Here is a 24,365-nt window from a genome sequence, read left to right as displayed (position 1 = left end):
TATCCGGACTTTTGCAAATGACTTTTTCCGGCGCCCGTCGGCTGCCATTCAGATTTGCCATGGAGCTGCCGCAAGCGACAGCGAGTGAGCGCACCCCAATCGAGGGTTTGCCCGGGATTCCACGTCCCCGTGGAAAAAAGCGCCGGCATGACGGCCGGCGCGGATTCTTCAGATCTTCGGCATGCCGCCGCCGGGCAACATACCGCCCATGCCGCGCATCATCTTGGCCATACCGCCCTTGGCGGAGAACTTCTTCATCATCTTCTGCATCTGCTTGTGCTGCTTGATCAAGCGACCGATGTCCTGCACCTGGGTGCCGGAACCCAGGGCGATCCGGCGCTTGCGCGAACCGCTGATCAGCTCGGGGTCGCGGCGCTCTGCCGGGGTCATGGAGTTGATGATGGCTTCCATCTGCTTGAACTGCTTCTCTGCCGCGCCCTGGGCATTGCCCATCTGCGCCAGGTTCACGCCACCGATGTTCGGCAGCTTGTCCATCAGGCCGCCGAGACCGCCCATGTTCTTCATCTGCTGCAACTGATCGCGGAAGTCTTCGAGGTCGAAGCCCTTGCCCTTCTTCAGTTTTTTAGCAAGCTTGTCGGCCTTGTCCTTGTCGAGGGTCGCTTCAGCCTGTTCGATCAGGCTGAGCACGTCGCCCATGCCGAGGATGCGCGAAGCGATGCGCTCAGGGTGGAACGGCTCCAGGGCTTCGCTCTTCTCGCCCATACCGATGAACTTGATCGGCTTGCCGGTAATGGCCCGCACCGACAGCGCGGCACCACCACGGGCATCGCCGTCGACCTTGGTCAGGATCACACCGGTCAGCGGCAGCGCGTCGCCAAAGGCCTTGGCGGTGTTGGCGGCGTCCTGACCGGTCATGGCGTCGACCACGAACAGGGTTTCCACCGGCTTGATGGCCGCGTGCAGCGCCTGGATCTCGTCCATCATCTCGCTGTCGATGTGCAGGCGACCGGCGGTGTCGACAATCACGACATCGATGAACTTGAGCTTCGCTTCCTTAATAGCCGCTTCGGCGATAGCTACCGGCTTCTGGCTCAGGTCCGATGGGAAGAAGGTCACGCCAATATCATTGGCCAGGGTTTCCAGCTGTTTGATAGCCGCCGGACGGTAGACGTCCGCGGAGACCACCATCACGCTCTTTTTCTTGCGCTCTTTAAGGAAGCGCGCAAGCTTGCCGGCGGTGGTGGTCTTACCCGCCCCCTGCAGACCGGCCATCAGCACCACGGCCGGTGGCACTGCGCTGAGGTTCAAATCTTCGTTGGCCGCGCCCATCAGGCTTTCCAGCTCGGCCTGGACGATCTTCACAAAAGCCTGGCCCGGCGTCAGGCTGCGAGACACTTCGGTGCCGACCGCACGCTCCTTCACGGAGTTGACGAAGTCCTTGACCACCGGCAACGCAACGTCGGCTTCGAGCAGCGCCATGCGCACTTCGCGCAGGGTGTCTTTGATGTTGTCCTCGGTCAGCTTGGCCTTGCCGGTGACATGGCGCAGCGTCTGCGAGAGACGGTCGGTTAGGTTTTCAAACATGCTCGATCCTTTCAGGCCCAAGGTAGACCGGGGGTAATGGCGGCCCAGAGCGTAATAAACAGGTGCTCGATGAGCCTGCGGCGTGGGCAGGTCGCGGATTATAGCGAAGACTGTGCGTGGCGGACACCTCGCCGTCTGCTTGCCTGGTCTTTCAGGGCTCTGGGTTCTATGCCAAACTCAGCGACTTTCGGGCCTGCCTAACAGGATTTATGCTCCCCTTGTCACCCAGTTTGCTACCCACCCTCGCCGCCGCCGTCCTTTATGCCGCTGCGACCTTCTACCAAGGCTCCCGCCTGGCCACAGGCGCCAAGGCGAACAAGCGCCTGCTGGTTACGCTCGGCATCCTGGCCTTGCTGGCCCATGCCGCCAGCCTGCTGACCCACTTGCTGACTCCGGTCGGCCTGGGCCTGGACTTCTTCAGCGCCGCCAGCCTGATTGCCGCTGCAGTCATCGCCCTGACCCTGCTGGCCTGCTGGCGCATCCCGGTGGAAAACCTGCTGGTACTGCTATTCCCGCTCGGCGCCCTGACCGCGCTACTGGCGCAATTCGTCCCCACAGGCACAGTGCCGGTGATCGATGAGGAGCCCGGGATCCTCGCCCACATCCTGTTGTCGATCCTGGCCTACGGCATGTTCACCATCGCGGTGTTCCAGGCCTTGTTGCTGCTGGTGCAGGACCATCAGCTGAAGAACAAGCACCCGTCCGGGCTGATCAGGAACTTCCCGCCGCTGCAAACCATGGAAAGCCTGCTGTTCGGTTTTCTCTGGGCCGGCTGGACCCTGCTGTCGCTGTCGCTGATCTCCGGCTGGCTGTTCGTCGAGAACCTGTTCGCCCAGCACCTGGTGCACAAGACACTGCTGGCCTGCCTGGCCTGGGTAGTGTTCAGCGTGCTGCTATGGGGCCGCAATCGCCTCGGCTGGCGCGGGCACAAGGCAATTCGCTGGACCCTGGCAGGTTTCTGCCTGCTGATGCTGGCCTACTTTGGCAGCAAGCTGGTTCGTGAATACATCCTGCACATCTGACGACCGGCCATGACCGACTCCCTGCCCACCGGGCCCATGCTCGCGGTAATCGCCCTGCTCATCGTCTGGTCGGGCCTGTTCACCGCTATCGATGCCGCCCAGCAGCACCTGCTGACCCTGCGCAGCAACTCGCGCAATGGCGACAAGTCCCAGGCACGCCTGGCCTTCCCCAAGGAAAGCCTGATCCTGTGCAATACCCTGTGCCGGGTCCTGGCCGTAATCATCAGCACCCTGCTAGCGCTGTTCTACTGGGCGGAAAATGGCCCCTGGCTGGCCTGCCTGATCAGCACCTGCGCCCTGCTGGTGCTGGCCGAATACCTGCCGCGGGCTCTGGCCATGCGCTACCCGGAAGGTACCTTGGGCTTTGGCAACAGCCTGCTGTTCATCCCGATGAAAATCGTCTATCCCCTGGCCTGGCTGCTCGACACCCTCAGCCAGTTGCTGCTGCGCCCGTTTGCCCGCAAGGCCAGCGCGGTCAAGCACAGTGACGACGACCCGGCGCTGCTGGACGACGAGCCCACGCCACAGGAGCCACATGCCCTGTCCGGCATCCACGCCCTGGACAACATCACCGTCAATGACATCCTGGTGCCCCGCAGCGAAGTGGACGGCATCAACCTGGACGACCCGATCGAGGACATCATCGCCCAACTGCGCCTGAACCGACGCACACGGCTGCCGGTGTTCCACAGCGATATCAACCAGGTCGAAGCGGTGCTCAACACCCGACAGATCCGTCACCTGCTGCCGGACGCCAGCCTGACCAAGGACGCCCTGCTGGCGGCCTGCCACGACCCCTACTTCGTCCCGGAAAGCACCCCGTTGCAGTTGCAACTGCTCAACTTCCACAAGCAGCAACGGCGCCTGGGCATGGTGGTGGACGAATACGGCGAAGTGCTGGGCATCGTCACCCTGGAAGACATCCTCGAAGAAATCGTCGGCGAGTTCGAAAGCGAGCACAGCCTGGACAACCCGCACATCCACCCCCAGGCCGATGGCCGCTATGTGGTGGAAGGTGCGGCATCGATCCGCGAGCTGAACAAGAGCCTGGGCTGGCACCTGCCCAGCGACGGTCCCAAGACCCTCAACGGCCTGGTCACCGAAGCCTTGGAAACCATCCCCGACAGCGCGGTGTGCCTGAAAATCGGCCGCTACCGCCTGGAAATCCTCGAAACCGAGGAAAACCGCGTCAGCCGCGTACTGATCTGGCACACCAGCAGCGTCCCCGCCCGCATCTGATCGCCTGCCGCCGCAGCCAATGGCGCCCCTGAAGGTCGAAAACCGTCTCGCCAGCCCGGCAGCCGCCAAGCCCCTTGTTGAATCGTTAGCCGCCTTTCTATAATCGATCCGCTTACCCAAGCCCTGTGCAGACCCGCGTGCTACCCGCACCCAGCGCAAATCTGCCGATAACCAGCCCTTCTGTTCGACGTCACTCCCATCCCGAGGGACGACCGCGCCAAACCCACATCCCTGGGTGCTCGACCATAATAATTCGCTCCACCGGAGCACAGACTGTCAGGGATAACCGCATGACGACCAGCACCGCCTACAGCGCCACCACGCCTGCCCAACCGAGCAATTCCGCCTCGCGGGTGGCCACTGCCAGCTTTATCGGCACCGCCATCGAGTTCTACGACTTTTACGTCTACGCCACCGCCGCCGCACTGGTGATAGGCCCGGTATTCTTTCCCCAGACCTCCGGCACCGCCCAGATGCTCTCGGCGTTCCTGACCTTCGGCATCGCCTTCCTTGCCCGCCCCTTGGGCTCGGCACTGTTCGGCCACTTCGGCGACCGTATCGGACGCAAGTCGACCCTGGTTGCCTCGCTGCTGCTGATGGGCGTGTGCACCACCCTGATCGGCGTACTGCCAGGCTACGCCAGCATCGGCGCCTGGGCGCCCATCCTGCTTTGCGTGCTGCGCTTCGGCCAGGGCCTGGGGTTGGGTGGCGAATGGGGCGGCGCCGCGCTGCTGGCCACGGAGAACGCACCGGAAGGCAAGCGCGCCTGGTTCGGCATGTTCCCGCAGTTGGGCCCCTCCATCGGTTTTCTCGCTGCCAACGGCCTGTTCCTGGCCCTGGCCATGGGCCTGGATGACGAGCAGTTCCGCTCCTGGGGCTGGCGCATTCCCTTCCTGCTCAGCGCCGCCCTGGTGATGGTGGGCCTGTACGTGCGCCTGAAGCTGCACGAAACCCCGGTCTTTGCCAACGCCGTGGCACGCCAGGAACGGGTGAAGATGCCACTGGTGGAACTCTTCAGCCAGTACTGGCTGCCGGTACTGCTCGGCGCCGCGTCGATGGTGGTGTGCTACGCCCTGTTCTACATCTCCACGGTGTTTTCCCTGAGCTACGGCGTCGCTACCCTGGGCTACAGCCGGGAAACCTTCCTCGGCCTGCTGTGCTTCGCCGTACTGTTCATGGCCGCGGCCACCCCTCTGTCGGCCTGGGCCAGCGACCGCTTCGGGCGCAAGCCGGTGCTGATTGTCGGCGGCGTGCTGGCGATTCTGTCCGGCTTCACCATGGAACCCCTGCTGACCCAGGGTTCCACCGCCGGCGTGGCGCTGTTCCTGTGCATCGAACTGTTCCTGATGGGGGTCACCTTCGCCCCGATGGGCGCCCTGCTGCCGGAACTGTTCCCGACCCACGTGCGTTATACCGGCGCTTCGGCGGCGTACAACCTGGGGGGCATCGTCGGAGCTTCGGCCGCGCCGTTCTTCGCCCAGAAACTGGTGGCGATGGGCGGTTTGAGCTGGGTTGGGGGGTATGTTTCAGGGGCGGCGATCCTCAGTCTCATCGCGGTGCTGTGCCTGAAGGAAACGCGCAATAACGATTTGAATCGGGTCGCTTGAGCGACCGCTTCACGAGCAAGCTCGCTCCTACAGGTTCAGTCCGAACGCTGTAGGAGCGAGCTTGCTCGCAATGCTTTTTACAGCTCGACCACCACCGCTTGCGCAGCGCGGGTCGCCTTGGCCCGGGCGGCTTCGATCGACTCGTCACGCGCCAGGGCTACGCCCATGCGGCGCTGGCCATTGACTTCCGGCTTGCCGAACAGGCGCAGCGCAGTGTCCGGCTCGCTCAGGGCGGCACCGAGGTTGGCGAAGGCGGTCTGGGTGGACGTGCCTTCTACCAGGATCACCGCCGAAGCCGAAGGGCCGAACTGGCGGATCAGCGGAATCGGCAAGCCGAGAATGGCCCGCGCATGCAGGGCGAACTGGGACAGGTCCTGGGAAATCAGGGTCACCAGGCCAGTGTCGTGTGGGCGCGGCGACACTTCGCTGAACCACACCTGGTCGCCCTTGATGAACAGTTCCACGCCAAACAGGCCGCGGCCCCCCAGGGCCTCGGTGACTGCCTTGGCCACCCGCTCGGATTCGGCCAGGGCTTTGGGACTCATGGCCTGAGGCTGCCAGGATTCCTGGTAGTCGCCCTTTTCCTGACGATGGCCGACCGGCGCGCAGAAGGTGGTGCCGCCCACATGACGCACGGTCAACAGGGTGATTTCGTAGTCGAAGTCGATAAAGCCTTCGATGATCACCCGGCCCTTGCCGGCACGGCCGCCTTCCTGGGCGTAGTCCCAGGCTTTCTGCACGTCGTCGACGCTGCGCAGCAGGCTCTGGCCCTTGCCCGAGGAACTCATCACCGGCTTGACCACGCACGGGAAGCCCAGGTCTTGCACGGCCTTGGAATAGTCTTCGAAGGTGTCGGCGAAATGGTACGGCGAGGTCGGCAGGTCCAGCTCTTCAGCGGCCAGGCGCCGGATGCCTTCGCGGTTCATGGTCAAGGAGGTGGCCCGGGCGGTGGGGATCACGGTGAAGCCCTCGGCTTCCAGTTCCACCAGGGTCGCGGTAGCGATGGCTTCGATTTCCGGCACGATGAAGTGCGGCTTCTCGGCTTCGATCACGGCCCGCAGCGCCGCGCCATCAAGCATGTTGATCACGTGGCTGCGATGGGCCACCTGCATCGCCGGAGCGTTGGCGTAGCGGTCCACGGCAATCACCTCGACACCCAGGCGTTGCAGCTCGATCACCACCTCCTTGCCCAACTCACCACAGCCACAAAGCAAGACGCGGGTCGCGGTTGGCGACAGTGGAGTTCCGATACGAGTCATCTGAAGGTCCTCAAAGGAGCGGATCATCGAGGGCCGAGCGCCAGGCGGGCGACCCATGGGGAGCGGCATTTTACATGAAGCGCGGGCTTTGGCTCAGCCGGCGCACGCCGCTTTGCGCAAACGCCAGGCCATGGCCAGCCAGACCACGGTGACACCGGCAAACTTCGAACCCAGGGCGGTCAGGATCACCCCAGGGGTCAAGGCATCGATCATGCCGAAGAAGATGAAGGTATCCAGGGGAATGCTCAGGGCCGAGCTGATCCATAGACGATCATGCAGGGGCCGCTTGGTGATACTGAACACCAGCCAGTCGATGCATTCCGAGACGGCGAATGCCGTGGCGCTGGCCAGGGCGATGGTCGGATCGGAGGTCACATAGGACAGCACCAGGGCCGCCAGCATCGCGACGATGGCGCCGTGGCCGAAACGAGTCTGCACCATGTCCCGCAGGACAAACACCAACCCGCCCCAGGCCGACCAGATGATGTCCAGATGCGGGGCAGACGAAAAGGCGTAGTTGATCAGCACGACACTGCTGATATAGGCGATCAGGAAGAACATGGGGGCGAAGGGTACCTGTCAGGAAGGTGCACAGGTTACTGCAGGCCCGGGGCTGGGCCAAGAAGCCCTTTCGCCAGCACGCTGGCACCTGCACAAGATTGCAGGAGCCGGCTTGCTGGCGAAACCAGCGGATCAACTTGCCGAGCTGGAGCCGATCATCCACAGCAAGCCGCTGGACTTGGCCCGCTCATGGCACAGGGCCAGGACCGCACGCCGCTCGGCGTTGTCCATGCGGCTCCAGCGGGTGATCTCGTCCACCGTGCGCTGGCAACCGGTGCAGATATCCTGCTCGTCCAGGGCACAGATGCTCACGCAGGGCGAAGCGACGGGTCTTTCAGGGGCTGTCATTGTTCTTGCTCAACCAGGTCTCGGGCATAACGCTGGGCATTATGAACGTAGTGCGCGGCGCTGGCTTCGAGCATTTTCTTCTGCGGCTCGGTCAACTCCCGTACCACCTTGCCTGGCGAGCCCATGACCAGTGAACCGTCGGGGATTTCCTTGCCCTCGCCGATCAGCGAGTTGGCGCCGATGATGCAGTTCTTGCCGATCTTCGCGCCATTGAGGATCACCGCGTTGATGCCGATCAGGCTGTAGTCGCCCACGGTGCAGCCGTGCAGCATGGCATTGTGGCCGATGGTCACGCCGGTACCGATGCTCAGGGGAAAGCCCATGTCGGTGTGCATCACCGTGCCATCCTGGACGTTGCTGTGCTTGCCGATCAGGATCAGTTCGTTGTCCCCGCGCAGCACGGCGTTGAACCAGACGCTGGCTCCCTCCTCCAATTTGACCTTGCCCACCAGCGTGGCATTCGGGGCAACCCAGCTCTGTGGATGGGTCTCGACTCGGGCGTCGCCCAGGCGGTATTTCATCTTATTGTCCTCATGGCTCAGGCAGCCGCGGGTTTATGCCATGCGAAGTGATGGCTTCAGGTATCGATATAGTTTTTCGGCGGGCGATGCAGGCTGATTCCGGCGTCGTACAACAGGTTGACCAGCTCGACGATCATGATCGCGGTCAGGCCCCAGATCTTGTACTCGCCAAAGCGGTAGCTGGGGACGTACCAGCTGCGCCCCTGGTAATCGATGCGATGGGTATGTTCACGGGGGTCCTGGCGAAAGAACTCCAGGGGCACGCTGAAAACGGCGGCGATCTCGGCGTCATTGGCCTGGTATTCGACATAGTCGGGAATCACCCCGACGTAAGGCGTGACCTTGATTCCGTGCAGGGAAATCAGCGGGCTCAAAGGCCCGATGACCTCCACCAGCCCCGGCGGCAGGCCGATTTCCTCCTTGGCCTCGCGCAGCGCGGTAAAGATCAGGTCCGGGTCTTCCGGATCGCGCCGGCCACCAGGGAAAGCCACCTCGCCGCCATGGGTCGACAGCCCGCTGGCACGCAAGGTCAATACCAGTTCCGGTTCTTCGCTGCGGGTGATGGGCACCAGCACCGCAGCCTCGGGAAAACGTCGGTCGGTCTCCAGCGTACGCGGCGTGTAGTGGCTTACCCGATGAAGTAGCTCGTCCAGCATGAGGCATCTCGATCTGTTGGCTACCGTGCATCATGCACCAATCCAATCTTCGGCCCAACCCCCGCCCCCGGGCATGTCGCTTAACGACAACTTGCCGACAACGGGGCTGGCGCGCCAAGATAGCCCCAGCCTTTTCGGATACCCCACATGAAATTTTGCAGCCAGTGCGGCAACCCGGTGACCCAGCGCATTCCCGAAGGCGATTCGCGCCTGCGCTATGTCTGCGACCACTGCCAGACCATCCATTACCAGAACCCCAATATCGTCGCCGGCTGCCTTGCCACCTGGGAGGGCAAGGTGCTGCTGTGCCGTCGCGCCATCGAGCCGCGCCTGGGCTACTGGACCCTGCCCGCAGGCTTCATGGAAAACGGCGAGACCATCGAACAGGCGGCCATTCGCGAAACCTACGAGGAGGCCTGCGCCCGGGTGCGCGGCCTGAGCATCTACACCCTGATCGACGTGCCGCACATCAGCCAGGTGCATGTGTTCTTTCGCGCGGAGCTCGCCGACCTGGACTTTGCCGCCGGCCCCGAGAGCCTGGAAGTGCAGTTGTTCGACGAAGCCGATATCCCTTGGTCCGAGCTGGCTTTCCGCACCGTCGGCCGTACCTTAGAATGCTTCTTCGCTGACCGGCGGGCCGCAGCCTTTGAAGTGCGCTCCGAATCCATTCCGCCGCTCTCTCAGCCTGCCATCAGTTAAACAATAAAACGTGCACGGGATCTGTGTGCGCCTGGGGATATCGTGTCAATGCGCTGGTTGCTTGCCCTGCTGTGCTGTTCCGTCGTTGCTGTGTGCCAGGCCTCCACCGTGGAAACCCTGGACGGCAAGGTCATCGAAAAGGTCCTGGTGCTCAAGTCCGCCCATCAACTGCAACTGATCAACGGTGGCAAGCCACTGAAGACCTACCGCATATCCCTGGGCAAGAAACCCAAGGGTCCCAAGCTCATGGAGGGCGACAAGCGCACCCCTGAAGGCCTCTACTGGCTCGACTGGCGCAAGACCAGCGACCGCTACAACCTGGCCATGCACATCTCCTATCCGAACATCACCGATGCCGCCCGCTCGCGGCGCGAAGGGGTGGACCCGGGCGGCATGATCATGATCCACGGCACCCCGGACACCGAAGAATTCCCGGAGCAGTATTTCCACACCCTGGACTGGACAGACGGGTGCATCGCCATGCGCAACGTCGACATGCGCGAGGTCTGGGGCCTGGTCAAGGACGGCACCATGATCGAGATCCGCCCTTAATTTCCCTTCCGCAAAAAATATTTTTACCCCCGCCAGCTCTTCCACTGCGCCCATACCACTTGGCGACCCGCAAGGGGTCGCCACTCGACGCCATGGCGATGGCAGTCAGACCTGCCTAATACCACTTTAATCATTTACCCTTCAAAGCACCCCGTAAACGCTGGATTTACGCCACCTTCAGCAGACCAGTGGCGTTGACATGGTATCTAAGTGGTATTAGTTTTTCGGCACTACCGGGCGACAACAACCTAATAACCGCATCGGAAAACCTACAGATGAATCACCTCCTGGCCCTGCGCCCCGACGACTCCCAACCCACTCCGCTGTACCTGCAACTGGCTCGCAACCTGGAAGCGGCAATCCATGCCGGCCAGTGGAAAGCCGAGCAGGCACTGCCGTCGGAACGCAACCTCAGCGAATTGCTGGGGATCTCCCGGGTCACCGCGCGCAAGGCCCTGGAAGTGCTCTTCGAACAGGGCTTGATCCGCCGCAGCCAGGGCTCGGGGACCTTCATCACCCCGCGCCTGGAGCAACCGCTGTCGCGGCTCTCCGGCTTCAGCGAAATGCTCCGCCTGAAGGGTTTCGTGCCCGGCTCCCAATGGCTGGAACGCACCCTCACCCCGCCCACCCATGAAGAACTGATCCGCCTCGGCCTGTCGCCCAACGACAAGGTGGCGCGGCTCAAGCGCCTGCGCAAAGCCGATGACACAGTGATGGCCATCGAGATGAGCACCCTGCCGGCCAGCATCATCGCCCAGCCGGAAGCGGTCGGGGATTCGCTCTATGAATACCTCGATGGCATCGGCAAGCCCGTGGTGCGGGCGCTGCAGCACATCCAGGCGATCAATGCCTCGGACGAATTCGCCGCCCTGGTGGGCATCGCCCCCGGCACCGCCATGTTGCTGATGACCCGGGTCGGCTACCTGGAAGACAACACGCCGATCGAGGTCACCGACACCTACTGCCGCAACGACTACTACGACTTCGTCGCTGAACTGCGACGCTGAACCCGCTTCCGGAGCCAGAGAAACGCCATGTCCGAAGACAATATCCTCACGCCCCAAGGCTGGGTCCGCGGCCGTCTGCTGCATCAGGACGGCAAGGTGATCGCCATCGAAGGCAGCCCCTGCAATCCGGCGGACAACGACCTGCCCTACCTGCTGCCCGGCTTTATCGACCTGCATGTGCACGGCGGCGGCGGCAAGGACATCATGCAAGGCCGCGATGCCTTCCAGACCATCACCCGCACCCATGTGCGCTTCGGCACCACCTCGTTGCTGGCCACCACCATGACGGCCCCCAGCGAGGAAATCCGCCAGGTCCTGGAGCAACTGGGCAGCTATGCCGAACAGCGCCCCAAAGGCTGCGCCCGAGTGCTCGGCGTGCATCTGGAAGGCCCCTACATCAACCCCGGCAAACTTGGCGCCCAGCCCAACTTCGCCCACACCGCACTGCTGGCGGAAGTGGAGCAGTACCTGGCGCTGGCGCCGATCCGCGTGATCACCATCGCCCCGGAAGTCGCCGGCCACGACGGCCTGATCCGCGAACTCAGCGCCCGCGGCGTGCGCATGCAGATCGGCCACACCCTGGGCAGCTACGAGGAAGGCGTGGCGGCCCTCGCCGCTGGTGCCACCAGTTTCACCCACCTGTACAACGCCATGAGCCCGCTGCATCACCGCGAGCCGGGGATCGTCGGCGCGGCCCTGGCCCACGCCCAGTACGCCGAGCTGATCCCGGACCTGCTGCACGTGCATCCCGGCGCCATGCGCGTGGCCCTGCGCTCGATCCCATGCCTGTACTGCGTTACCGACTCCACCGCAGCTGCCGGCATGCCCGACGGTGAATACAAGCTGGGCAGCCACACCGTGACCAAGTGCCTGGGTGGTGTGCGCCTGGCCGACGGCACGCTGGCCGGCAGCACCCTGACCATGGACCAGGCCCTGCGCAATCTGGTGAAGATCGGCCTGCCCCTGGCCGAAGCCTCGCAGCGCCTGTCGCAATTTCCCGCCGACTACCTCGGCATCCCTGAACGCGGCCGCCTGCAACCTGGCAGCTGGGCCGACAGTGTGCGCCTGGACCGGGCACTCACACTGACCGCCGTCATGGTCGAAGGAGAAGACATTGACTTCAAAAATGCTTGAAGAGGCGCTGTCCTCGCACCTGGCCGCGAGCAACCAGTTGCAGCACCTGGACCCGGCGCTGCTCGAGGTCGCCGGCCGCCTGCGCCGCCAGCCGCCACAAGTGGCGATGACCGTGGCCCGGGGCAGCTCCGACCACGCCGCCAGCTACTTCGCCTACCTGACCATGCAGCAAGTGGGTATTCCCGTGGCCTCGCTGCCGATGTCGGTGGTGACCATGCAGCAGGCGCCCCTGCGGGTCAGCGGCCAGGCGGTGTTCGCCTTTTCGCAATCGGGGCAAAGCCCGGACCTGGTAAACAGCGTGCGCCTGCTGCGCAAGCGCGGGGCGCTCAGCGTGGCCATGGTCAACGCGCAAAACAGCCCGCTGGAAGCGGCCAGCGAATTCTTCCTGCCGTTGCACGCCGGCGCCGAGCAGAGCGTGGCCGCCACCAAGAGCTTTATTGCCACCCTCAGTGCCAGCGCGCGACTGATCGGCCACTGGAATGATGACGGACGCTTGCTCGAAGCCGGCCTGGCCCTGCCTGAAGGCTTGCGCCAGGCCGCGACCCAGGATTGGAGCCTGGCCGTCAATGCGCTGCGCGATTGCCAGCGCCTGATGGTGATCGGCCGCGGGGCGGGATTCGCCATTGCCCAGGAAGCCGCGCTCAAGCTCAAGGAAACCTCGGCTATCCAGGCCGAAGCCTTCAGCAGTGCCGAAGTCCGCCACGGCCCCATGGCGCTGATCGACCACGACTATCCGCTGCTGGTGTTCGCCCCCCGCGGCGCCGAGCAGGGCGGCCTGCTGAGCCTGGCCGCCGACATGCGCCAGCGCGGCGCCAAGGTGCTGCTGGCCGCTCCGGACGACATCGGTGAACGGGACCTGACCCTGAGTCGTGCCGAACACCCGGCACTCGACCCGATCCTGGCGATCCAGAGTTTCTACGTCATGGCCGCCGGCCTCGCCCAAGCCCGCAGCATGGACCCCGACCAACCGCGCCACCTGAGCAAAGTGACCCGCACTCACTAAGCCCCATCGCCAACGAGTACTGCGCCATGCACAACAACAATAACGAACTGACGCTCGGTGCCCCGTTAAGCGGGCCAGTGCTAGCACTACGCAGCGTGCCCGACCCGGTGTTCGCCAGCGGTGCCATGGGCGACGGCATCGCCATCGATCCCCTCAACGACACCCTGCATGCGCCCTGCGCCGGCCAGGTGATCCAGGTCGCACGTACCGGGCACGCAATCACCCTGCGCGCCGCCAATGGGGCCGAACTGCTGCTGCACCTGGGCCTGGACACTGTCGAACTGCAGGGCGAGGGGTTTGCCCTGCTGGTGAAGGAAGGCCAGCAGGTGCGTGCCGGCCAGCCCTTGCTGCGGGTTGATCTGGACCACGTGGCACAGCATTGCCGAAGCCTGATCAGCCTGCTGATCCTGACCAATGGCGAGGGTTTCGACCTGCGCCCGCTGACCCTGTCGACAGTCCAGGTGGGCGAGCCATTACTGCACATCAGCCGGCGCGCCAACGCGGGCCCGCAGCCGCTGGCTCAAGAGCAATCCGGGCAGCAGGCCAGCGCCCGGATCAAGGTCGCCCATCGCGGCGGCCTGCATGCCCGCCCCGCCGCCCTGGTGCGCCAGACCGCCCTGAGCTTCAACAGCCATTCGCAGTTGACCTTCAAGGACAAGAGCGCCCCCTGCACCAGCCTGATTGCCCTGATGAGCCTGGGCATCGGTGAACAGGAAGAAGTGCTGGTCAGTTGCCAGGGCGACGATTGCCAGGATGCCCTGCAGGCGATGCTGCAGACCCTCGGCACCGCGATGGCCGCAGATGCCCATGGCGAAACCCCGGTACCGGCCCCGGCCGCCCAAGGCCCCGTGGAAGACGGCGTGCTGCCGGGCGTCTGCGCCGCGCCGGGCCTGGTGTGCGGACCCCTGGTGCGGCTCAACGCCATGGTCCTGGCGGAGGATCATGGCCAGCATGCACCCGAGCCCCAACGGCAAGCATTGAGCACCGCACTGGACCAGGTGCGCGGGGAAATCCGCCACACCCTGGAGCAGGCCCGGCAACGCCGCGACCAGCAGGAACAGGACATCTTCAGCGCCCACCTGGCGCTGCTCGAAGACCCGACCCTGCTGGACGCCGCCGAAGCCTCCATTGCCCAGGGCCGCGCCGCCACCCATGCCTGGAGCGCGGCGATTACCGAGCAATGCCAGATCCTGCAGCAACTGGGCAGTACGCTGCTGGCTGAACGCGCCAACGACCTGCGGGACCTGCAGCAGCGCGTTCTGCGCGCCCTGCTGGGGGAGGCCTGGCACTATGATCTGCCAGCCGGGGCGATCGTTGCCGCCGAGGAGTTGACCCCTTCCGACCTTCTGCAACTCAGCGCCCAGGGCGTGGCCGGGCTGTGCATGGCCGCCGGCGGTGCCACTTCCCACGTGGCGATCCTCGCCCGGGGCAAAGGCCTGCCTTGCCTGGTGGCCCTGGGCCCGCAAGTGCTGCGCATCGACAGTGGCCGCCAGGTGGTGCTGGATGCCAACGGCGGGCGCCTGGAACTGGAGCCCGACCCGCAGCGCATCGCACAGGTGCAACGGGCCGGTGAAACCCAGCGCCAGCGCCATGCGCTGCAACAGCAAAAAGCCCATGAGCCCGCCCTGACCCAGGACGGCCAGCAGATCGAGGTGGCGGCCAATGTGGCGTCCAGCGATGAAGCCCGGGACGCCCACCAGGGTGGCGCCGACGGCGTCGGCCTGCTGCGCACCGAGTTTCTCTTCGTTGACCGCCAGACCGCCCCCGATCAAGAAGAACAGCGCCAGGCCTATCAGGCAGTGCTCAACGCCATGGGCGACAAGCCGGTGATCATTCGCACCATCGACGTCGGCGGCGACAAACAGCTGGATTACCTGCCCCTGCCGGTGGAAGCCAACCCGGTACTTGGGCTGCGCGGCATCCGCCTGGCCCAGGCGCGCCCTGAACTGCTGGACCAACAACTGCGGGCGCTGCTCCAGGTCAGCCCCGTGCAACGCTGCCGGGTGATGCTGCCGATGGTCACCGAAGTCGCCGAGCTGCTGCACATCCGCCAGCGCCTGGACCTGTTCGCTGCCGAACTGGGCCTGAACCAGCGCCCGGAACTGGGGGTCATGATCGAAGTCCCCGCCGCCGCCCTGATGGCCGAGCAACTGGCCGAACACGCCGACTTCCTGTCCATCGGCACCAACGACCTGTCCCAGTACACCCTGGCCATGGACCGTGATCACGCCGGGCTGGCGGCACGGGTCGACGCCCTGCACCCCGCCCTGCTGCGGCTGATCGCCCAGACCTGCGCCGGCGCCCAGCGCCATGGTCGCTGGGTCGGGGTCTGTGGCGCCCTGGCCTCCGATCCCCTGGCCACACCCGTACTCATCGGCCTGGGCGTCAGCGAGCTGTCGGTCAGCCCGCCACAGGTGGGCGAGATCAAGGACCGGGTGCGCCAGCTGGACGCCAGCCAGTGCCGCCAGCTCAGCCAGCCGCTGCTCAACCTGCCCGGTGCCGCCGCAGTCCGTCAGGCCTGCGAACGGCTTTGGCCTCTGCACTCATAACAAGAATTCCAGGAGAGACGCCATGTACCAGTATTTCATCGAGGGCCTGCAACGCCTCGGCCGGGCGCTGATGCTGCCCATCGCCATCTTGCCCATCGCCGGTCTGCTGCTGCGCCTGGGCGACACCGACCTGCTGAACATCGCGATCATCCACGATGCCGGGCAGTCGATCTTCGGCAACCTGGCGCTGATCTTCGCCATCGGTATCGCCGTCGGCTTTGCCAAGGACAACAATGGCACCGCCGGGCTGGCCGGGGCCATTGGCTACCTGGTGATGATCTCGACCCTCAAGGTGCTGGACGCCAGCATCAACATGGGCATGCTCGCCGGGATCATCAGCGGGCTGATGGCCGGCGCGCTGTACAACCGCTTCAAGGACATCAAGTTGCCGGAGTACCTGGCGTTTTTCGGCGGCCGGCGCTTCGTGCCCATCGCCACCGGTTTCACCGCCGTGGGCCTGGGGGTGGTGTTCGGCCTGATCTGGCCGCCGATCCAGCACGGCATCAACAGCTTCGGCCAGTTGCTGCTGGAGAGCGGCAGCTTCGGCGCCTTTGTCTTCGGCGTGTTCAACCGGCTGCTGATCGTCACCGGCCTGCACCACATCCTCAACAACATGGCCTGGTTCATCTTCGGCAGCTTCACCGACCCGAGCACCGGCGCCGTGGTCACCGGCGACCTGACCCGCTACTTTGCCGGCGACCCCAAGGGCGGCCAGTTCATGACCGGGATGTTCCCGATGATGCTGTTCGGCCTGCCCGCCGCCTGCCTGGCGATGTACCGCAACACACCGCCGGAACGGCGCAAGGTAATGGGCGGGATCTTCCTGTCCATGGCCCTGACATCCTTCCTCACCGGGGTCACCGAGCCGATCGAATTCGCCTTCATGTTCCTTGCCCCCCTGCTGTACCTGGTGCATGCCCTGCTCACCGGGCTGGCCATGGCCCTGACCAACCTGCTGAACATCCACCTGGGCTTTACCTTTTCCGGCGGCGCCATCGACATGGCCCTGGGCTGGGGCCGCTCCACCAACGGCTGGAAGGTGTTTCCGGTGGGCCTGCTGTACGCGGTGGTGTACTACCTGGTGTTCGATTTCTGCATCCGTCGCTTCAACCTCAAGACCCCGGGCCGTGAAGACAGCCCCTCCAGCGAAAAGACTGAACTGAGCGTCGACCAGCGCGCCGCAGCCTACATCAAGGCCCTGGGTGGCGCCGGCAACCTGCTTACCGTCGGTGCCTGCACCACGCGCCTACGCCTGGAGCTGGCAGACCGCAACCTGGCTTCGGACAGCGAGCTCAAGGCCCTGGGCGCCATGGCCGTGGTGCGCCCCGGCAAGGGCGGCAGCTTGCAGGTGGTGGTGGGGCCGCTGGCAGACAGCATCGCCGACGAGATCCGCCTGGCGTCACCCGTTTCGGCCAGGGCTGCGGTGGCACAGGCGCCTGTTGAAGAACCCCCGCAGGTCGACATTTCCATCCACGAAGCCCAGCAGTGGCTCAACGCCCTGGGCGGTCGGGACAACCTGGTGCAGATGGACTGTGTGGCGCTGACCCGGTTGCGAGTGCGAGTGAACAATAGCCGCAGCCTGTCGGAGCCGGCGCTCAAGGGGCTGGGCTGCCAGGGCATGCGGCGCATGGAGGGGGACGTCTGGCACGTGCTGATTGGCGAAAAGGCCGGGGGCTTGCAGGTGGCACTGGCAGGCTTGCTGCACCGAGAAGTCGGCGCAGGTGCCTGAAGGCATTTTCGCTGGCCAGCCGGCTCCTACAAGGCTCCTGTAGGAGCCGGCTGGCCGGCGAAGGCCCACAAAAAAGCCCGCTGACCGTTGCCGGTTCAGCGGGCTTTGTGTCTGTGGATAACCTCAGAACGCTTCGAGGCGCCAGACTTCATAAGCCGGCGTTTCGTAGGGATGGCTCTGCTTGAGGGCCAGTACCACGTCGCGAATCAGTTCGTCGGCCACCACCAGCTCGACCTTCCACTCCTCCACCCGCTCCACCTGGCCGGTCTGCCCGAGAAACGGCTGGCTGCCGTCCAACGGGCGAAACTGGCCCTGGCCGAGCACCTGCCAGGCGCACTGGTCATAGGCGCCGATGCGTCCGCCGCCCGCGGCGAACACAGCGCTCTTGACCGACTCCACATGGCTGGGAGGCACGAAGAAGCTGAGCTTGTACATCAGCCTCAGTTCACCCAGACCCGAGCGTTACGGAACATGCGCATCCACGCCCCATCTTCGTTCCACTCATCCGGGCGCCAGGAGTTCTGCACGGCACGGAACACCCGCTCAGGGTGCGGCATCATGATGGTGACGCGACCGTCGCGGCTGGTGAGGCCGGTGATCCCGCGCGGCGAACCGTTGGGGTTGGCCGGGTAACGCTCGGTGACCTTGCCGTGGTTGTCGACGAAACGCAGGGCCACGCAACCGGACAGGTCGGCTTCCAGCAATGCCTCTTCGCTTTCGAATTCCGCATGGCCTTCACCGTGGGCGATGGCGATCGGCATCCGCGAACCGGCCATGCCCTGCAGGAAGATCGAGTTCGACTCCTGCACCTGGACCATGGCCACCCGGGCTTCGAACTGCTCGGAGCGGTTGCGCACGAAGTGCGGCCAGAACTCGCTGCCCGGGATCAGCTCGTGCAGGTTGGACATCATCTGGCAACCGTTGCACACACCCAGGGTGAAGCTGTCGGTACGTTCGAAGAAGCCCTGGAAGGCGTCGCGGGCGCGGCTGTTGAACAGCGCCGACTTGGCCCAGCCTTCACCGGCGCCCAGTACGTCGCCGTAGGAGAAGCCGCCGCAGGCAACCATGCCCTTGAAGTCGTTGAGGTCGACACGACCGGCGAGGATATCGCTCATGTGCACGTCGATGGCGTTGAAGCCGGCGCGGTCAAAGGCCGCTGCCATTTCCACCTGGCCGTTGACGCCCTGCTCACGCAGTACCGCCACCTGTGGACGCACGCCTTTCTTGATGTAAGGCGCGGCGATGTCCTGGTTGACGTCGAAGCCCAGCTTGACGCTCAGGCCCGGGTTGTCTTCTTCCAGTACCACGTCGAATTCCTGCTCGGCGCAGTCGGCGTTGTCCCGCAGGCGCTGGATCTGGTAGCTGGTTTCTGCCCACTGACGCTGCAGCAGGCGACGCTGGCCGGTGAACACGCTTTCGCCGTTGTAGGAGATGCTCACTTCACCGTTGTTGATCGGCTGGCCGATCACGGCCACGCAATCGCCCAGGCCGGCGGCGCTGAACTGGGCCAGCACGTCCGGAGTAGCGTCCTGGCGCACCTGGATCACCGCACCCAGCTCTTCGTTGAACAGGATGGCGGCGATTTCGGCGGTGTTTTCCGCCACGGCGTCGAGGCTCAGGTTCAGGCCGCAATGGCCGGCGAAGGCCATTTCCACGGCGCTGACCAGCAGGCCGCCATCGGAACGGTCGTGGTAGGCCAGCAGGTGACCGTCGGCGTTGAGGCCCTGGATCACCGCGAAGAAGGCCTTGAGGTCTTCCGCATCATCCACGTCCGGCGCCTGGCTGCCGAGCTTGCCGTGGGTCTGGGCGAGGATCGAGGCGCCCATGCGGTTCTGCCCGCGACCGAGGTCGATCAGGATCAGGTCGGTGGTGCCCTTGTCCATGCGCAGTTGCGGGGTCAGGGTCTGGCGAATGTCCGCTACGGGTGCGAAGCCAGTGACGATCAGCGACAGCGGCGAGGTGACGCTCTTGTCCACGCCCTCTTCGTTCCAGCGGGTGGCCATGGACATGGAGTCCTTGCCCACCGGGATGGTGATGCCCAGCTCTGGGCACAGCTCCATGCCCACTGCCTTGACGGTGTCGTACAGGCGCGCGTCTTCGCCCGGGTGGCCGGCTGCGGACATCCAGTTGGCGGAGAGCTTGATGTCGCTGATCTTGTTGATGCGCGAGGCCGCGATGTTGGTCAGGGTCTCGCCGATCGCCATGCGGCCGGACGCCGGGGCATCCAGCAGGGCCAGCGGCGTGCGCTCGCCCATGGCCATGGCCTCACCGGTGTAGACGTCGAAGCTGGTGGCGGTCACGGCCACGTCGGCCACCGGCACCTGCCATGGGCCGACCATCTGGTCGCGGGCCACGAGGCCGGTGATGGTGCGGTCGCCGATGGTGATCAGGAAGCTCTTGCTGGCCACGGCCGGGTGGTGCAGGACGCGCTCGATGCTCTCGGCGATATCCAGGGTGCTTGGATCGAAATCGTCACCCAGTTCGTTTTCCCGTACGGCCGAACGGTGCATGCGCGGGGCCTTGCCCAGCAGCACTTCCAGCGGCATGTCCACCGGGCTGTTGCCGAAGTGGCTGTCGGTCACGGTCAACTGTGGTTCGGCAGTGGCTTCGCCGACCACCGCGAACGGGCAGCGCTCACGCTCGCAGATGGCCTTGAAACGTTCGAAATCCGCAGCGCCCACCGCCAGGACATAACGCTCCTGGGATTCGTTGGACCAGATTTCGTGCGGGGCCATGCCCGGCTCGTCGTTGGGGATGTTGCGCAGCTCGAAGCGACCGCCACGGCCGCCATCGTTGACCAGTTCCGGGAAGGCGTTGGACAGGCCACCGGCGCCGACGTCGTGGATGAAGCTGATGGGGTTGTTATCCCCCAGTTGCCAGCAACGGTCGATGACTTCCTGGCAACGGCGCTCCATCTCAGGGTTTTCACGCTGTACCGAAGCGAAATCCAGGTCCGCCGAGCTGGTGCCGGTGGCCATGGAGGAAGCGGCGCCGCCGCCCAGGCCGATGAGCATCGCCGGGCCGCCGAGCACGATCAGCTTGGAGCCGACGGTGATCTCGCCTTTCTGCACGTGCTCGTCACGGATGTTGCCCATGCCGCCTGCCAGCATGATCGGCTTGTGGTAACCGCGAACTTCATCGCCACGAGGCGTGGTAATGGATTGCTCGAAGGTGCGGAAATAACCGGTCAGGGCCGGACGGCCGAATTCGTTGTTGAACGCCGCGCCGCCCAGTGGGCCTTCGATCATGATGTCGAGGGCGGTGACGATGCGCTCAGGCTTGCCGTACGGCACTTCCCACGGCTGTTCGAAGCCCGGGATCTGCAGGTTGGACACGGTGAAACCGGTGAGGCCGGCCTTGGGCTTGGCGCCGCGCCCGGTGGCGCCTTCGTCGCGGATTTCGCCGCCGGAACCGGTGGAGGCCCCCGGGAACGGCGCGATGGCGGTCGGGTGGTTGTGGGTCTCGACCTTCATCAGGATGTGCACCGGCTCCTGCACCGCACCGTACTGGCGGGTCTCAGGGTTCGGATAGAAACGCCCGGCAACCGAACCGACGATGACCGCAGCGTTGTCCTTATAGGCGGAGAGCACACCTTCGCTGTGCATCTGATAGGTGTTCTTGATCATGCCGAACAGGCTTTTTTCCTGGCTCTGGCCGTCGATATCCCAACTGGCGTTGAAGATCTTGTGGCGGCAGTGCTCGGAGTTGGCCTGGGCGAACATCATCAGTTCGATGTCGTGGGGATTACGCTTGAGGCCCTGGAAGGCGTTCATCAGGTAATCGATTTCGTCTTCGGCCAGGGCCAGGCCCAGCTCGCTATTGGCCTGCTCCAGCGCAGCACGGCCACCGCCGAGGATGTCGATGGCGGTCAGCGGCTTGGGTTCGGCGTGGCTGAACAGGCCGGCGGCCTGTTCCAGGTTGGCCACCACGATCTGGGTCATGCGGTCGTGCAGGGCGTCGGCAATCAGTTGGGCCTCGGCCTCGCTGAACTCACCAGCCACATAGAAGGCGATGCCGCGCTCCAGGCGCTGGATCTTCGCCAAGCCACAGTTGCGGGCGATGTCGCTGGCCTTGCTCGACCACGGCGAAATGGTGCCGAAACGTGGCAGGACCAGGAACAGACGGCCGGTCGGCTCTTGTACCGGAACGCTGGGGCCGTACTTCAGAAGGCGCGCAAGCACCTGCTGTTCGTCGCCGGTCAGGACGCCGGTGACTTCGGCGAAGTGAGCGAATTCAGCATACAAGCCACTGACAGCCGGTACTTTCTGGCTCAGTTGCTCAAGGAGTTTGCTGTGGCGAAAGGCAGAAAGGGCAGGAGCGCCGCGCAGGATCAACATCTTCGGGACAGCCTCGGGAAGGGGGTGTGCTTTGAGGCCGTGCATTCTAACGTAAACCGCTGGCATCGGCACTCGAAACGCAACCCCCGGGCGCCTCCGGACGTCGGCCCGGGGCCAGCCCCCTATAACAAAGCCTCATCAGGGTCATTGCCGGTGGTTATTTTAAACGTCACATTCAGCGCCCAGGCCCCATTCCTGAGGCCTTCAGCCCGGCTCGACCATCGCTAGCAGACAAGCCCTTCGCTGTCGAGATATGGCGGCCGTTATCCTTTGCGTATACTGCGCCAATGTTTTCCCCTATGGCTTTACGTCCGCGCTGCGCCAAGTGGCTCATCGTTACCGGACTCTTCCTGATGCTCGGCGCCTGTGTTGAGAAACCCAGCACGCTCGAGCGCGTAAAGGAGGATGGTGTGCTGCGGGTGGTCACCCGTAACAGCCCTGCCACCTACTTTCAGGATCGCAACGGTGAAACCGGCTTCGAATACGAGCTGGTGAAACGCTTTGCCGACGATCTGGGGGTGGAGCTCAAGATCGAGACCGCCGACAACCTCGACGACCTATTCGACCAGTTGGGCCAGCCCAAGGGCCCGGTACTGGCCGCCGCCGGCCTGGTGAGCAGCGAGCAGCGCAAGCAGCAGGTGCGGTTCTCCCACCCCTATCTGGAAGTCACGCCCCAGGTCATCTATCGCAATGGCCGTTCCCGCCCCACCACCGCGCAAGACCTGGTGGGCAAGCACATCATGGTGCTCAAGGGCAGCACCCACGCCGAACAACTGGCGGAACTCAAGCTCAAGTACCCCGGCATCGAATACGAAGAGTCGGACGCCGTGGAAGTGGTGGACCTGCTGCGCATGGTGGACGAAGGGCAGATCGACCTGACCCTGGTGGACTCCAACGAACTGGCGATGAACCAGGTCTACTTCCCCAATGTGCGAGTGGCCTTTGACCTGGGCGACGCCCGCAGCCAGAGCTGGGCCGTGGCCGCAGGCGACGACAACAGCCTGCTCAACGAGATCAACAGTTTCCTCGACAAGGTCGAGAAGAACGGCACCCTGCAACGCCTGAAGGACCGCTACTACGGCCATGTGGACGTGCTCGGCTATGTCGGCGCCTACACCTTTGCCCAGCACCTGCAGCAACGCCTGCCCAAGTACGAGAAGCACTTCAAGGCGTCGGCCAAGCAGGAAAAGCTCGACTGGCGCCTGCTGGCGGCGGTGGGCTATCAGGAATCGATGTGGCAGGCCGAGGTCACCTCCAAGACCGGGGTGCGCGGGCTGATGATGCTGACCCAGAACACCGCCCAGGCCATGGGCGTTTCCAACCGCCTGGACCCCAAGCAGAGCATCAGCGGCGGGGCCAAGTACCTGGCCTATATCAAGGAACAGCTGGACGACAAGATCGAGGAACCGGACCGCACCTGGTTCGCCCTGGCCGCCTATAACGTCGGCACCGGCCACCTGGACGATGCGCGCAAGCTGGCCGAGAAAGAGGGCCTGAACCCGAACAAGTGGCTGGATGTGAAGAAGATGCTGCCGCGCCTGTCGCAAAAGCAGTGGTACAGCAAGACCCGCTACGGCTATGCCCGGGGCGGCGAGCCTGTGCATTTCGTCGCCAACATCCGTCGCTACTACGACATTCTCACCTGGGTGACCCAGCCGCAGCTGGAAGGCGACCAGGTCGCCGAAGGCAACCTGCACGTACCCGGGGTCAACAAGACCAAGCCGCCGGAAGAGAATCCGCCGCTTTAAAAGCATTCGCCGGCCAGCCGGCTCCTACGCAGGTTGTACAGGAGCCGGCTGGCCGGCGAAGGCGATTCAGGCCTTGGCCGCAGCCGCCAGGATCAAGGCCTTCATCTCAGCCACCGCACCTTTGAAACCGACAAACAGAGCGTGTGCCACCAGGGCATGGCCGATGTTCAGCTCGTTGATGCCCTTGATCGCCGCCACCGCCTCGACGTTGTGGTAATGCAGGCCATGGCCGGCGTTGACGATCAGCCCCTGGGCCAGGCCAACAGCAACGCCGTCGACGATACGTTGCAGCTCCTCGGCCACTTCACTGGGCGTCTGGGCATCGGCATAACGCCCGGTGTGCAACTCGATGGCCGGCGCGCCGACCCGCTTGGAGGCCTCGATTTGGCGCTCGTCGGCGTCGATGAAAAGGGACACTTCGGAACCGATTTTCGACAGCCGCTCTACCGCCGCCTTGATCCGCGCCTCCTGCCCCGCCACATCCAGGCCGCCTTCGGTGGTGAGCTCCTGGCGGGTTTCCGGCACCAGGCAGATATGTGCCGGACGGATACGCTCGGCAAAAGCCATCATCTCTTCGGTGACGCCCATTTCGAAGTTCATGCGGGTCTGCAGCACGTCCTTGAGCAGCAGCACGTCGCGCTCCTGGATATGCCGGCGATCTTCGCGCAGGTGCACGGTGATGCCGTCGGCGCCCGCCTCTTCCGCGTCCAGCGCTGCCTTGACCGGGTCCGGGTAACGGGTGCCCCGTGCCTGGCGCAGGGTGGCAACGTGGTCGATGTTCACGCCAAGAAGAATGCGATTGCTGGTGGTCACGGAAGTGCTCCTGAATAAATGAAGATTCGGCGCACA

The 24,365-nt window shown here is 64.4% G+C and carries 20 protein-coding genes; 11 read left to right on the top strand and 9 right to left on the bottom strand.

From position 1 onward, the window contains the following. Positions 1 to 168: 168 nt before the first annotated feature. Positions 169 to 1,545, bottom strand: coding sequence for a signal recognition particle protein (gene ffh / locus PFLCHA0_RS05550; RefSeq protein ID WP_011059443.1), 1,377 nt, complete (start codon positions 1,543 to 1,545; stop codon positions 169 to 171). A gap of 209 nt (positions 1,546 to 1,754) precedes the next feature. Here ffh and PFLCHA0_RS05545 point away from each other — a divergent pair, with 209 nt between their 5' ends. The 3 genes from PFLCHA0_RS05545 (at position 1,755) to PFLCHA0_RS05535 (ending at position 5,413) form a co-directional block, all read left to right on the top strand. Beyond that, entirely contained in the window at positions 1,755 to 2,567 is an 813-nt protein-coding gene (locus PFLCHA0_RS05545) for a cytochrome C assembly family protein (RefSeq protein WP_011059442.1), read from the top strand. 9 nt (positions 2,568 to 2,576) lie between these two features. Next, positions 2,577 to 3,806, top strand: coding sequence for a transporter associated domain-containing protein (locus tag PFLCHA0_RS05540; protein WP_015634278.1), 1,230 nt, complete (start codon positions 2,577 to 2,579; stop codon positions 3,804 to 3,806). Between the two features lie 290 nt (positions 3,807 to 4,096). Continuing rightward, positions 4,097 to 5,413 (top strand): MFS transporter, encoded by a 1,317-nt coding sequence (locus PFLCHA0_RS05535; RefSeq protein WP_015634277.1) that lies wholly within the window; start codon positions 4,097 to 4,099, stop codon positions 5,411 to 5,413. 77 nt (positions 5,414 to 5,490) lie between these two features. Here the strand turns inward: PFLCHA0_RS05535 and purT are convergent, their stop codons facing one another. From purT to PFLCHA0_RS05510, 5 genes are all read right to left on the bottom strand, one after another. Then, on the bottom strand, positions 5,491 to 6,672 hold the full coding sequence (purT, locus tag PFLCHA0_RS05530; RefSeq protein ID WP_015634276.1) for a formate-dependent phosphoribosylglycinamide formyltransferase: 1,182 nt from the start codon (positions 6,670 to 6,672) through the stop codon (positions 5,491 to 5,493). A 93-nt stretch (positions 6,673 to 6,765) separates the two neighbouring features. After that, positions 6,766 to 7,233, bottom strand: a complete 468-nt coding sequence (locus tag PFLCHA0_RS05525; RefSeq protein WP_015634275.1) for a hypothetical protein — start codon at positions 7,231 to 7,233, stop codon at positions 6,766 to 6,768. Positions 7,234 to 7,365: 132 nt separating this feature from the next. Then, a complete protein-coding gene (locus PFLCHA0_RS05520) occupies positions 7,366 to 7,581 on the bottom strand; it encodes a DUF1289 domain-containing protein (protein ID WP_011059437.1) in 216 nt (71 codons plus the stop codon). Continuing rightward, on the bottom strand, positions 7,578 to 8,102 hold the full coding sequence (locus PFLCHA0_RS05515; RefSeq protein ID WP_015634274.1) for a gamma carbonic anhydrase family protein: 525 nt from the start codon (positions 8,100 to 8,102) through the stop codon (positions 7,578 to 7,580). The genes PFLCHA0_RS05520 and PFLCHA0_RS05515 overlap by 4 nt, the downstream gene beginning before the upstream one ends. Positions 8,103 to 8,158: 56 nt before the next feature. Continuing rightward, on the bottom strand, positions 8,159 to 8,758 hold the full coding sequence (locus tag PFLCHA0_RS05510) for a CoA pyrophosphatase (RefSeq protein ID WP_011059435.1): 600 nt from the start codon (positions 8,756 to 8,758) through the stop codon (positions 8,159 to 8,161). A 147-nt stretch (positions 8,759 to 8,905) separates the two neighbouring features. On the opposite strand from PFLCHA0_RS05510, the gene PFLCHA0_RS05505 reads away from it, so the two are divergent. From PFLCHA0_RS05505 to nagE, 7 genes are all read left to right on the top strand, one after another. Then, on the top strand, positions 8,906 to 9,457 hold the full coding sequence (locus tag PFLCHA0_RS05505; protein WP_011059434.1) for an NUDIX hydrolase: 552 nt from the start codon (positions 8,906 to 8,908) through the stop codon (positions 9,455 to 9,457). A gap of 48 nt (positions 9,458 to 9,505) precedes the next feature. Next, positions 9,506 to 10,009 (top strand): L,D-transpeptidase family protein, encoded by a 504-nt coding sequence (locus PFLCHA0_RS05500; protein WP_011059433.1) that lies wholly within the window; start codon positions 9,506 to 9,508, stop codon positions 10,007 to 10,009. A gap of 275 nt (positions 10,010 to 10,284) precedes the next feature. Continuing rightward, positions 10,285 to 11,016 carry a GntR family transcriptional regulator gene (locus PFLCHA0_RS05495; protein ID WP_011059432.1) on the top strand — a complete coding sequence of 244 codons (732 nt, stop codon included), beginning with the start codon at positions 10,285 to 10,287 and terminating at the stop codon, positions 11,014 to 11,016. A gap of 27 nt (positions 11,017 to 11,043) precedes the next feature. Continuing rightward, positions 11,044 to 12,150: an N-acetylglucosamine-6-phosphate deacetylase gene (gene nagA / locus PFLCHA0_RS05490; RefSeq protein ID WP_015634273.1), complete on the top strand. Its 1,107-nt coding sequence runs from the start codon at positions 11,044 to 11,046 to the stop codon at positions 12,148 to 12,150. Next, a complete protein-coding gene (locus PFLCHA0_RS05485; RefSeq protein ID WP_121528480.1) occupies positions 12,131 to 13,153 on the top strand; it encodes an SIS domain-containing protein in 1,023 nt (340 codons plus the stop codon). The genes nagA and PFLCHA0_RS05485 overlap by 20 nt, the downstream gene beginning before the upstream one ends. Positions 13,154 to 13,179: 26 nt before the next feature. Next, positions 13,180 to 15,702: a phosphoenolpyruvate--protein phosphotransferase gene (gene ptsP, locus PFLCHA0_RS05480; RefSeq protein WP_015634271.1), complete on the top strand. Its 2,523-nt coding sequence runs from the start codon at positions 13,180 to 13,182 to the stop codon at positions 15,700 to 15,702. Positions 15,703 to 15,724: 22 nt separating this feature from the next. After that, positions 15,725 to 17,431: an N-acetylglucosamine-specific PTS transporter subunit IIBC gene (gene nagE, locus PFLCHA0_RS05475; protein WP_015634270.1), complete on the top strand. Its 1,707-nt coding sequence runs from the start codon at positions 15,725 to 15,727 to the stop codon at positions 17,429 to 17,431. A 123-nt stretch (positions 17,432 to 17,554) separates the two neighbouring features. Here nagE and PFLCHA0_RS05470 read toward each other — a convergent pair whose 3' ends face one another. Both PFLCHA0_RS05470 and purL read right to left on the bottom strand, forming a co-directional pair. Then, the gene (locus PFLCHA0_RS05470) at positions 17,555 to 17,866 is read right to left on the bottom strand and encodes a YqfO family protein (RefSeq protein WP_015634269.1); all 312 of its coding nucleotides are present in this window, start codon (positions 17,864 to 17,866) and stop codon (positions 17,555 to 17,557) included. A gap of 5 nt (positions 17,867 to 17,871) precedes the next feature. After that, a complete protein-coding gene (gene purL / locus PFLCHA0_RS05465) occupies positions 17,872 to 21,768 on the bottom strand; it encodes a phosphoribosylformylglycinamidine synthase (protein ID WP_015634268.1) in 3,897 nt (1,298 codons plus the stop codon). A 287-nt stretch (positions 21,769 to 22,055) separates the two neighbouring features. Here purL and mltF point away from each other — a divergent pair, with 287 nt between their 5' ends. Next, entirely contained in the window at positions 22,056 to 23,516 is a 1,461-nt protein-coding gene (mltF, locus tag PFLCHA0_RS05460) for a membrane-bound lytic murein transglycosylase MltF (RefSeq protein ID WP_011059425.1), read from the top strand. Positions 23,517 to 23,582: 66 nt separating this feature from the next. Here mltF and pdxJ read toward each other — a convergent pair whose 3' ends face one another. Next, positions 23,583 to 24,329: a pyridoxine 5'-phosphate synthase gene (gene pdxJ, locus PFLCHA0_RS05455; RefSeq protein WP_011059424.1), complete on the bottom strand. Its 747-nt coding sequence runs from the start codon at positions 24,327 to 24,329 to the stop codon at positions 23,583 to 23,585. Positions 24,330 to 24,365 lie beyond the last annotated feature (36 nt).

Source organism: Pseudomonas protegens CHA0, assembly GCF_000397205.1.
Lineage (GTDB): Bacteria > Pseudomonadota > Gammaproteobacteria > Pseudomonadales > Pseudomonadaceae > Aquipseudomonas > Aquipseudomonas protegens.
This window is presented reverse-complemented; position numbering and strand designations above follow the sequence as displayed.